The 10,000-nt window shown below is 72.1% G+C and carries 9 protein-coding genes (1 of these 9 cut by a window edge); 7 read left to right on the top strand and 2 right to left on the bottom strand.

Annotation, left to right across the window (positions count from 1 at the left end; genetic code table 11):
- The 3 genes from alaS to IQ216_RS06990 form a co-directional block, all read left to right on the top strand.
- Nucleotides 1–1,680: part of an alanine--tRNA ligase coding region (alaS, locus tag IQ216_RS07000; protein ID WP_228007245.1), annotated on the top strand (this coding region is incomplete at its 5' end). The annotated region extends 1,003 nt beyond the left edge of the window; the window shows 1,680 of its 2,683 annotated nt.
- A 44-nt stretch (nucleotides 1,681–1,724) separates the two neighbouring features.
- A complete protein-coding gene (locus tag IQ216_RS06995; RefSeq protein WP_193814909.1) occupies nucleotides 1,725–2,915 on the top strand; it encodes a hypothetical protein in 1,191 nt (396 codons plus the stop codon).
- A gap of 69 nt (nucleotides 2,916–2,984) precedes the next feature.
- Nucleotides 2,985–3,680: an SIMPL domain-containing protein gene (locus tag IQ216_RS06990; protein WP_193814908.1), complete on the top strand. Its 696-nt coding sequence runs from the start codon at nucleotides 2,985–2,987 to the stop codon at nucleotides 3,678–3,680.
- On the opposite strand, the gene IQ216_RS06985 is transcribed toward IQ216_RS06990, so the two are convergent.
- The gene (locus IQ216_RS06985) at nucleotides 3,649–5,172 is read right to left on the bottom strand and encodes a mechanosensitive ion channel family protein (RefSeq protein ID WP_193814907.1); all 1,524 of its coding nucleotides are present in this window, start codon (nucleotides 5,170–5,172) and stop codon (nucleotides 3,649–3,651) included. The genes IQ216_RS06990 and IQ216_RS06985 overlap by 32 nt on opposite strands.
- An 86-nt stretch (nucleotides 5,173–5,258) precedes the next feature.
- On the opposite strand from IQ216_RS06985, the gene IQ216_RS06980 reads away from it, so the two are divergent.
- The gene (locus IQ216_RS06980) at nucleotides 5,259–5,594 is read left to right on the top strand and encodes a DUF3307 domain-containing protein (RefSeq protein WP_370566648.1); all 336 of its coding nucleotides are present in this window, start codon (nucleotides 5,259–5,261) and stop codon (nucleotides 5,592–5,594) included.
- Between the two features lie 5 nt (nucleotides 5,595–5,599).
- On the opposite strand, the gene speA is transcribed toward IQ216_RS06980, so the two are convergent.
- Entirely contained in the window at nucleotides 5,600–7,561 is a 1,962-nt protein-coding gene (gene speA / locus IQ216_RS06975) for a biosynthetic arginine decarboxylase (protein ID WP_193814906.1), read from the bottom strand.
- 124 nt (nucleotides 7,562–7,685) lie between these two features.
- Here speA and ndk point away from each other — a divergent pair, with 124 nt between their 5' ends.
- The 3 genes from ndk to IQ216_RS06960 all read left to right on the top strand — a co-directional run.
- Complete coding sequence (gene ndk, locus IQ216_RS06970; protein WP_193814910.1) at nucleotides 7,686–8,144, top strand: nucleoside-diphosphate kinase; 459 nt, start codon at nucleotides 7,686–7,688, stop codon at nucleotides 8,142–8,144.
- Between the two features lie 170 nt (nucleotides 8,145–8,314).
- A complete protein-coding gene (locus IQ216_RS06965) occupies nucleotides 8,315–9,007 on the top strand; it encodes an iron dicitrate transport regulator FecR (protein ID WP_370566649.1) in 693 nt (230 codons plus the stop codon).
- A 29-nt stretch (nucleotides 9,008–9,036) separates the two neighbouring features.
- Nucleotides 9,037–10,000: CHASE2 domain-containing protein (locus IQ216_RS06960; RefSeq protein WP_193814904.1), on the top strand; the 964-nt coding region annotated here is incomplete at its 3' end.

Below are 10,000 nucleotides of genomic sequence, written 5' to 3'. Positions count from 1 at the left end.
ATGGGCCAGGCCTACCCCCAGCTCCGGGAGCGCCGCGAGCTGATCCTCGGCGAGCTGGAGCGGGAGGAGGCCCGCTTCCTCGGCACCCTCGAGCGGGGCGAGAAGCTGCTGGCTGAAGTGCTGGCCACCCGGCCCCGCCAGATCAGCGGCGAGCAGGCCTTCGAGCTCTACGACACCTACGGCTTCCCCCTGGAGCTCACCGAGGAGATCGCCCAGGAGCACGGGCTCACGGTGGATCTGCCGGGCTTCGAGGCGGCCATGGAGGCCCAGCGCCAGCGCGCCAAGGCCGCGGCGGTGAGCCTCGATCTCACCCTGCAGGGCGCCATCGAGCAGCTGGCGGCGTCGCTGCAGCCCACGGCCTTCAAGGGCTATGAGGCCCTGGAGCACCCCAGCTGCGTGCTGGCCCTGGTGGTGAACGGCGCCCCGGCCGAGCGGGCCATGGCGGGGGATGGGGTGCAGATCGTGCTGGATGGCACGCCCTTCTACGGCGAGGGGGGCGGCCAGGTGGGCGACCGCGGCCTGCTGCTGGGCGGTGGCGATCAGACCGCCGCCGATGCCGGCGTGATCGTGAGCATCGCCTCGGTGAGCCGCAACCGCAGCGTGTTCGTGCACGACGGCCGCGTCGAGCGGGGCAGCCTGGCGGTGGGGGATCTGGTGACGGCCCGGGTGGACCCGGCCTGCCGCCGGCGGGTTCAGGCCCACCACAGCGCCACCCACCTGCTGCAGGCGGCGCTCAAGCAGGTGGTGGATCCGGCCATCAGCCAGGCCGGCTCCCTGGTGGACTTCGAGCGGCTGCGCTTCGACTTCCACTGCGCCCGGGCCCTGCGGGCCGAGGAGCTGGAGCAGGTGGAGGCGCTGATCAACGGCTGGATCGGCGAGGCCCACCGGCTGGAGGTGCGGGAGATGGCGATCGAGGCGGCCCGCGCCGCCGGCGCCGTGGCGATGTTCGGCGAGAAGTACGGCGACGTGGTGCGGGTGGTGGATGTGCCCGGTGTGTCGATGGAGCTGTGCGGCGGCACCCACGTGGCCAACACCACGGAGATCGGCCTGTTCACGATCGTGGCCGAGAGCGGCGTGGCCGCCGGCATCCGCCGCATCGAGGCCGTGGCCGGTCCGGCGGCGCTGGCCTACCTCAAGCAGCGCGATGCGGTGGTGCGCCAGCTGGGGGAACGCCTCAAGGCCCAGCCGGGCGAGATCGTGGAGCGGGTGGCGGCCCTGCAGGAGGAGCTCAAAGGCGCCGGCAAGGCCCTGGCGGCTGCCCGCGCCGAGCTGGCCGTGGCCAAGGCCTCAGCCCTGGTTCAGCAGGCCGAACGCGTGGGCGCCGAGGGGGATCAGCCGGGCTGCCGGCTGCTGGTGACGCGGCTCGACGGTGTCGATGGCACCGGCCTGCAGGGGGCGGCCCAGGACCTGGCCGCCCGGCTCGGCGACGGTGCCGCCGTGGTGCTCGGTGGCCTGCCCGATCCGGCGGACCTGAGCAAGGTGGTGCTAGTGGCCGCCTTCGGTCCTGCCGTGGTCGCCGCCGGCCCCAAGGCGGGAGCCTTCATCGGTGCGGTGGCGAAGGCCTGTGGCGGCGGCGGCGGCGGCCGCCCCAACCTGGCCCAGGCCGGCGGCCGCGATGGGGCCGCTCTCGATGGGGCGCTGGCCGAGGCCCTGGTGCAGCTGCGCAAGGCGCTCAGCTGAGCAGCCAGGGGCTGCCTAGGGTGCAGGGCCCTCCGAACGGTGACATGGCCCGGCACTTCTGCGGTCTGTGGGGCTCTCTGGCCACGGCCGCTCTGCTGGGGCCCCTGGCCACAGCGGCGGCCACGGCCACCCCGGTGAGCTACGAGATCCAGGCCCGCACCGTCTCGGGCCTCGGTGCCGCGGCCGCCGGGGGCGGCCTCTCGGCGGCCGCGGTGCTGGAGCTGATCCGGGCCGAGGCGCCCGCCTCCATGCGCAGCCTGGAGCTCACCCTGCGCAGCGCCGGGCCGTTGCCGTCGCAACGCAGCGCGGAACACCGGATTCCCGCCGGCCTCGGCCTGGGTGAGGCCCTGCCCCTGCTGCCTCCGGCCGCCACGGACTCCAGGGCAACTCAGCCGAGCGCCGACGACTGGGATGCTTCCCAGGCCCAGGGGCGGCTGCTGCTGTACCGGGGCTGCACGGAGGACGGGCCCACCCCACCGGTGGAGGTGATCGAGCTGGCCCAGCTGCTGCCAGACCAGCGGGCCATGGCCATGGCGATGACCCGCCTCGGCCGCCTGATGGAGTCCGCCAACCCCGACTGGGCCCCAGGAGCGGTGGTGGGCCGCTGGCCCAACAGCCTCTCCTCGCCGCCCCTCCCCGCCCCGGCCTCCCTGGTGGGTTCCCACACGGTGCGTGGCGAGGCCATCCCGGAGATTGCCTTCGCGCTCGATCCCGGCGACGACTTCCTGCAGCCCATCGCCATGCAGGCCGCCCTGGTGGCAGGGCGCTGGCAGCTCAGCTGGGCGCCCCAGACCGGGGTGCTCGGCTACCAGGCCATGGTGGCCGGCCCCGGGCAACAGGAGGGGGACCTGGTGATCTGGACCTCCAATGCAGGAGAGCTGGGGGATGGCTCGCTGCTGGGGGCCCTGGCTCCAGCCGCTTTGGCGAGCGGCTTCATGGCGGACGAGGGTCAGCTGCTGGCACCCCAGCGCACCGCCTGCAGCCTGAGTCCCCAGGCCACCGCTCAGCTGCAGACGGCCGTGCTGCAGTTCAGCGCCCTGGGGGAGCCGGTGCAGCGGCAGGCGCCTGGGGTGGTGCCCGCCTGGCGCCTGCGCCTGGAACGGCAGGCCGTGCTGATCCAGCCCCTGCTGGAGGACATCCCCACCCTGTCGCCGGCTGAAGGGGCTCGGGTGGGTCCCCGCAAGCCACCGCTGTTTCACCGGGGAGCCTTCAATCTGCTTCGCGGCATCTTCTGAGCGACCGGGCCGGCTGGATCGGCTCTGCCGGACGCAGACCATGCTGGTCAGCAGTCGTCCCCGCTTGCCATGCGTTGGCTTCCCGCCCTTCTGTTGCCGGCCCTGGTCCAGGTTGTGCAGCCCACCGCTGCCCTCGCCCAGGCCCAGGTGCAGCTCCAGTGCAGCGGCACCCTGCTGGAGGCCCGCGGCTCGGCGGAGCTCCGGCGTGAAGCCAGCCGCTTCCGCTTCTCCCTGGCCCTGGAGGCCGAGGCGGCCAGCAGCGACGAGGCACTGGCGGCCCTCGAAGCTCGGCTGGTGACCCTGCGGCAGGAGCTCAGCACCCTGGCCGTGGATGAGCTGGAGGTCGGTTCCCCCAACACCTGGGAGCGGAGTCGCCGCGGCAGCGATCCCGCCGCCTGGGTGGCCAGCCTGCGGGTGAGTGGCAGCCTCGCCCTGCCGCAGCTGCAGCCCCTGGTGCGCCGGGTGGGGGGCCTGCCGGGGGTGCGGTTGTCGCCGGTGAGCACCGAGGCCAGTCCCGAACAGGACCGGGCCGCCCGCCAGCAGTTGTTGCGGTCCGCTTACCAGGACGCCCAGCAGCAGGCCCGCGACCTGGCGGCGGTGATGGGCCTGGAGGCGTTGCTGCCGATCCAGGTGCAGGTGGAGGGCGCTCAGCGSCCGGTGCCGCTACGGGCGATGGCGGAKGCCGCCCCTGCCGCCTTCGACCCCGCCGAACTGCCGCCCCCGATCGATCGCCTCAGCCTGCAGGTGTGGTTCTGCGCCCGCTGACGGGCCCCATGGCGCCGAACAGCTGCTGCATCCGCTGCAGCAGGTTCAGCTCCCGCTCCGCCTCCTGCTCCGCCGACACCTGCTCCTGTTCGCAGCGGCGGCGGTTGACCAGATGGGCCAGCTGCTCAAGGAACTGCGGTTCGGCCTCCACCAGGGGCAGCAGGTCGTCGCGTTCCACCTCCAGCAGCACGGTGTCCGCCGTGGCGCGCACGCTGGCGCTGCGGCGGGCGCCGGTGCAGAGCCCCATCTCTCCGAACACGTCGCCCACGCCCAGCCTGGCCAGGCGCGTCTGGCTCCCCTGGGGGTTGGTCTTGAGCACGTCCACGCCGCCTTGCACCACCTGGAACAGGGCGGTGCTGGGATCCCCCTCGCGCATCACCAGTTCCCCCGGCCCGAAGCGCAGGCAGCGGGTGAGCGGCGCCAGGCGCGCCAGCTGCTCAGCCCCCAGCTCCTGGAACAGCCCGTTGCGGCCCAGCAGCCTGGCCCGGGCGGCCACATCGATCAGGGCGGGATCATCGGCCGCCGGGGCCGGGTCTTTGGGCCTGAGCTCCCGCACCGGGTAGGGAATGCTGTGGCCGGCGCGGCTGAGGGCGTACCAGATGTGCTGCAGCACGGCGCTGCGCACCTCCAGCCGTTGCAGCTCACCGGCACCCTGGTGCCACACCATCAGCTCATAGGTGATGGCGCTGTCGGCGTAGCTCCCCACCCAGGCCCGCGGTGGCGGCTCCGTCAGCACCCCGGGGCAGTCGGCCATCGCCGCCTCCAGCAGGGCGCAGGCCTGGCCCGGCGGCAGGGCGTAGTCGAGACCGATGCTGAAGCGGTTGCCCACCGGCGCCCGCGGCGCGAAACAGCGCGCCATCGCCTGGGCCACGGTGTCGTTGGGGATCACCAGCAGGCTGCCGTCGGCGGGCTGCAGGTAGGTGTTCATCAGGGTGACGCTCTTGACCACGCCCGCCTCTCCATTCACCTCGATCCAGTCGCCCTCACTGAAGGGGGCATCGAGTTGCAGGCTGATGCCGGCGACCATGTCCTTGAGCGTTTCCTGGGCGGCCAGGCCCAGCACGGCGGTCAGTACCGCCGAGGTGGTGAACAGCCCCACCAGATTCACCCCCGCCCGCTCGCGCAGCACCAGGGCGGTGTAGGCGGCGGCCAGCACCAGCATGGCCAGGTCGCGCAGGATCTTCGGCGGCTGGGGCCACCAGCCCAGGCTGCCGGGCACCTGCACGCCGGCCCAGGTGGCCAGCCGGATCAGGGCATAGCCCAGCAGCAGCTGGTCAAGGCTGGCGAGCCAGCGGCTGGCCGTGGCCCCCACCAGGCCGGCCGGGATGGTGGCAACGGCTCCGTGCACCAGGGCCGCGCCCAGGGGCAGCAGCAGGGGGAGATCCGGCAGCCGGGTGCGTCGCCTCAGCCAGGCGTGCAGCCCCAGCAGTCCGAGCACCAGCAGCGGGGTGAGCACCAGCCCGGGGATCGCCATCCGCAACAACGCGCTCATACCGCCGTACCCAGCCTGGGTCAGAGTGGAACCACGCTGCAACAGCCTCCCCGCTGGCCTCCATTCCGATCGCTGTTCCGTTTCCTGTGGCCGATCTCCAGACAGGCCTGGATCTGTTTCTGCTGTTGGCCATGGGCCATTTCCTCGGCGACTTCGCCCTGCAGAGCGATCGCATGGCCCTGGAGAAGTGCCCGGGGGTGAGGGGGGTGCTGCCCTGGGGCTGGTGGCTGGTGGCCCACGCCGGCATCCATGGCTTCCTGGTGGCGGTGATCAGCGGCGTGCCCTTGCTGGGCCTCGCCGAGTGGATCCTCCACGCCGGCATCGACCTGGGCAAGTGCCGTCGCCTCTACAGCATCGGCATCGACCAGATGCTGCACCTGGGCTGCAAGCTGCTCTGGGTGGCCGTGCTGCTGCTGCGCTGAAGCCCTCAGGACTGCAGGTAGGTGGTCTGCCCCAGGCTGTGCTCCAGGTGGGCCATCAGTCGGCGCGCGTCGCTGATCTTCAGCTGGCCGCCGTTGATCGCCTCCTCGCTGGCCAGCCGCAGCCGCTCCAGCAGTTGGCGCGGGTCGTGCTCCATCACTTCGAGCACCTCGGCATTGGTGTCACCCCTCACCACGTGATCCACCACGTAGTGCCCTGATGTGCCGAGGCGGATGTGCACCGCATTGGTGCTGCCGAACAGGTTRTGCAGGTTGCCCATCACCTCCTGGTAGGCCCCGGCCAGGAACAGGCCCACCCAGTAGGGCTCCCCGGCGCGGGGCGGGTGCAGTTCCAGCAGCGACTTCACCTGGCCCCGGTCGATGAAGCGGGCCAGCTTGCCGTCGGAATCGCAGGTGAGGTCGGCGAAGCTGCCCAGGCCCGTGGGGCGCTCGTCGAGGCGCTGGATCGGCAGCACCGGGAACAGCTGGTCGATGGCCCAGGTGTCCGGCGCCGAGCGGAACACCGAGAGATTGGCGTAGTAGGTGCTGGCCAGGGCGGCCTGCAGGGCGCCCAGCTGCTCGGGGATCTCGGTGCCCTCCGGCAGCGCGGTGAGCCGGTCGGCGATCGCCTCGGCGCAGGCCCAGGTGAGCTGCTCGGCCCGGGCTCGCTGGGGCAGGCCCAGATAACCCAGCCGGAAGGCGGCCAGGGCATCGTCCTTGAACTTGAGCGCATCGTTCCAGGCCTCCTGCAGCAGCTCGCAGCTCAGCTCAGGTCTGGTGCCGGCCCCAGGCGCGGCGCTGGCCTCGATCGTGGCCAGCGTTTCGCGCAGGTTGTGCACCGTGAGCGGCTCGTCGGCTTCCTCAGGGGGCACGCCGCCGGGGGGGTGGCCGGTGCCGAGCACGTCGAACACCAGCACCGAGAAGTGGCTGGCGATGGCCCGGCCGCTCKCGCTCACCAGGGTGGGCACGGCCACTCCATGGGGGGCGCAGCACTCCCGCACCGTGGCCACCACGTCATTGGCGTAGTTCTGCAGCGAATAGTTCTTGGAGGCGGCGGTGGCCGTGCGGCTGCCGTCGTAGTCGATCCCCAGGCCGCCGCCCACATCCAGCAGGCCCATCGGCGCTCCCAGCCGGGTGAGCTCCACGTAGATCTGACCCGCCTCCTGCAGGGCGTCCTTGAGCACGGCGATGTCGTTGATCTGACTGCCGATGTGGAAGTGCAGCAGGCGCAGCTCACCGAGCAGATCGGCCTGGCGCAGGGCCTCCACCGTGCTGAGCAGATCGGGTACCGAAAGGCCGAACTTGGCCCGCTCCCCCACGGAGCTGCCCCAGCGGCCGGTGCTGCGGCTGGAGAGCTTGGCGCGGATGCCGATCAGCGGCGCGGCGCCGAGCTCATGGCTGGCCCGGATGATGCGCTCCACCTCATCGGCCTGCTCGATCACCACCACCGGCTGCCGCCCCAGCCGCCGCGCCAGGATCGCCGTCTCGATGTAGCGCTGATCCTTGTAGCCGTTGCAGATCAGCAGGGCCTGGGGGTCGTCCACCAGGGAGAGGGCGATCAGCAGCTCGGCCTTGCTGCCGGCCTCCAGGCCGAAATGCCAGCGCCGGCCGCTCTCCACCAGCTGCTCCACCACGTGGCGCTGCTGGTTGCACTTCACCGGGAACACCCCCTGGTAGCGACTGGCATAGCCGTACTGGGCGATGGCCCGCTCGAAGGCGGCGTGGAGCCGCTCCAGCCGGTCTTCGAGGATGTCGTCGAAGCGGATCAGCAGCGGCAGCGACAGATCGCGGCCCTGCAGCTCCCGCACCAGCTCCACCAGATCCAGGGAGCCGCCCCGGTCGCCGCGGGGCTGCACGATCACGTGGCCGCGGGCGTTGACGGAGAAGTAGGGGGCGCCCCAGCGATCCAGGCCGTAGAGGCTGGCGCCGTCCTCGGCGCTCCAGGTGCTGGGAGGAGCGGTGAGCACCATGGCCCTGCACCGTGCGTGTGGCGTTAAGGAATGTAGGCAGGGCGCAGCAGAGCCGCTGAGGCCGGGCTGCTTGCCAAGCGGTGGCCCGGCCACGGACGATGGCGCCACCCCCTTCGATCACCCCATGGCCGCCGAACGCACTTTCATCGCCATCAAGCCCGATGGTGTTCAGCGGGGCCTGGTGGCTGAAATCCTGGGACGCTTCGAGCGCAAGGGCTTCAAGCTGGTGGGCCTCAAGCAGCTCACCCCCAGCTGTGAGCTGGCCGAGAACCACTACGGCGTGCACCGGGAGCGTCCTTTCTTCGCCGGGCTGGTGGATTTCATCACCTCGGGGCCCGTGGTGGCGATGGTCTGGGAGGGCGACGGCGTCATTGCCAGCGCCCGCAAGCTGATCGGCGCCACCAAACCCCTCGAGGCCGAACCCGGCACGATCCGCGGCGACCTGGCCGTGAACATCGGCCGCAACGTGATCCACGGCTCCGATGCCCCTGAAACGGCCCTGTTTGAGATCGGTCTCTGGTTCCAGCCCTCCGAGCTGAGCGACTGGACCCCCTCAGACCAGGGCTGGCGCAGCGAGGGCTGAGTCGCCAGGGCGGCCATGGCGGCCCCGCGTGGCCTGGCCGCCCAAGCATGATTCACGGGTGAGAATGCCCCTGGTTCGGTTCAGGGGCTGGAATGCCGACATCTCTGCCGCAGCGGCTGTCAGGGCCCCAATGGCTGCCACGGCCTCAACGCCTGCCTTCAGCGCTGTTGGTGCTGCCACTGCTGCTGGTTCCCCTCGCCCCCGCCCAGGCCCGGGAGGCGGCCACAGTGCAGGAAATCCTCGATGGCCGCGAGTTTTACATCGACAGCCGGGAGGCCCGGTTGAAGCAGCGGGCCACCGCGCCCCAGGAGATCAGCACCCGCAAGAGCCGCGGCCAGATCCGCTTCGACACCGGTGCGGCGGGCCGGGTGAACCGCTTCTCCCAGCTGCGCCTGGGCAGCGGCTGCTTCCTGCTCAAGAAGGGGCAGATCCTGGTGTCCGGCCCCCAGAGCGGCTGCACGCGCTCATCGCGCATGAGTGTGCGGGGCACCAATTACCTGCTGGAGGTGCGCGACGACGGCGAGGCCGAGCTCTCCGTGCTGGAGGGAGCGGTGGAGATCGAGCCGCTGCGGGACGGCGAGCCGATCCCCGCCGATGAGCCCGGCGCTGCCGCCCCCACCCGCGTGGAGGCGGGCCAGCGGGTGACGCTGTCGCCTGCCGGGGTGGTGCTCACCCTGCTGCGGCTCAGCTCGGGCGACTACAGCTCGATCCTGGGCGGGCCGTTGTTCAGGGGATTCAGCGTGTCCCTGCCGGGGATGGGCTCCCTGGAGAGCCATCTGCGCCGGGCCATGCCGGGTGTGCGCCTGCCTGGCTCCTCGCTCACGCCCTCCCTGCCGATCTTCGGCTTGCCCAGCTTCTTCTGAGGCCCGCTCTGCTCCGCTTCGTCTTCGCCATGCGCCGTGCCCATGCTCTGGCCCTCGCCTCCGGCCTGGTGGCCGTGGCGGCCGGCTGGCTGACGGCGCGCCCGCCCCAGCCGCTGCTGGTGGTGGAGCGGGGCCTGGAGGACCAGCTGGTGCGCCTGCGGGGCAGCCGGGCCGGGCCCCAGGCGGTGGTGCTGATCGCCATCGACGACTCCACCCTGCAGCAGGGGGCCTGGTTCGCCGACCAGTCGCAGGGGGCCGCGGCGATCCCGCCCTGGGCTGAGGGGCTGAGCACCCTGCCGTGGCCGCGAGCCCGCTACGGCGATCTGCTCGATCGCCTCGGTGAGGCCAGGCCGGCCGCCGTGGCGATCAACGTGGTGTTCGAGGGCAGCAGCGGCGAGGGTGACGCCGATGATCAGGCCCTGGCTGCGGCCATCCGCAGGGGCGAGGGGCGCGTGGTGCTGGCCGCTGAGGTGATGGAGGTGCGCGACACCAGCTACGTGGGGCTGAGCCTGGCGCCGCCCGCCGAACCCCTGCGACTGGCGGCCGGACCCGACGCCATCGGCATCACCAACACCCTGCCCGGCGGCCATGGCGAGGCCCACCCCCATCCGCGCACCTACAGCGAACGGGTGCTGGCGCTGGTGGGGGCCAGTCCCCAGAAGCCGCTGTCCGAGGCGGTGCTGGAGCGCTCCGGGCGCCGCAGCCGCCAGGACGATGCCCAGCGCCAGCTCAACTTCTACGGGCCCGAGGGCACCTTTGTGCGGATCCCGGCCTGGGAAGTGCTGGATCCGGAGCGCTGGCGCAACCATCCCAAGCGCAGCCTGATCCGCGATGCCGTGGTGCTGATCGGGCCGGTGGGCGCCCAGGGCGGTGCCGGCACCGCCACGCCGTTCGGCAGCCTCTCGGGGCTCGAGATGCTGGCCACCGCCACGGCCAATTCCCTGCAGGGCGATGGCCTGCGGTCGTGGCCGGCGCGCCCCCTGCCGCGCGGCC

Source organism: Cyanobium sp. LEGE 06143, assembly GCF_015207535.1.
In the GTDB taxonomy this organism is placed as follows: Bacteria; Cyanobacteriota; Cyanobacteriia; order PCC-6307; family Cyanobiaceae; genus NIES-981.
This window is presented reverse-complemented; position numbering and strand designations above follow the sequence as displayed.

What these genes read in the sequence shown, in the direction of transcription:
- ndk (WP_193814910.1), top strand. Translation starts at nt 7,686, where the DNA reads ATGGCCGCCGAACGCACTTTCATCGCCATCAAGCCCGATGGTGTTCAG.
- IQ216_RS06985 (WP_193814907.1), bottom strand. Translation starts at nt 5,172, where the DNA reads ATGAGCGCGTTGTTGCGGATGGCGATCCCCGGGCTGGTGCTCACCCCG.
- IQ216_RS06995 (WP_193814909.1), top strand. Translation starts at nt 1,725, where the DNA reads ATGGCCCGGCACTTCTGCGGTCTGTGGGGCTCTCTGGCCACGGCCGCT.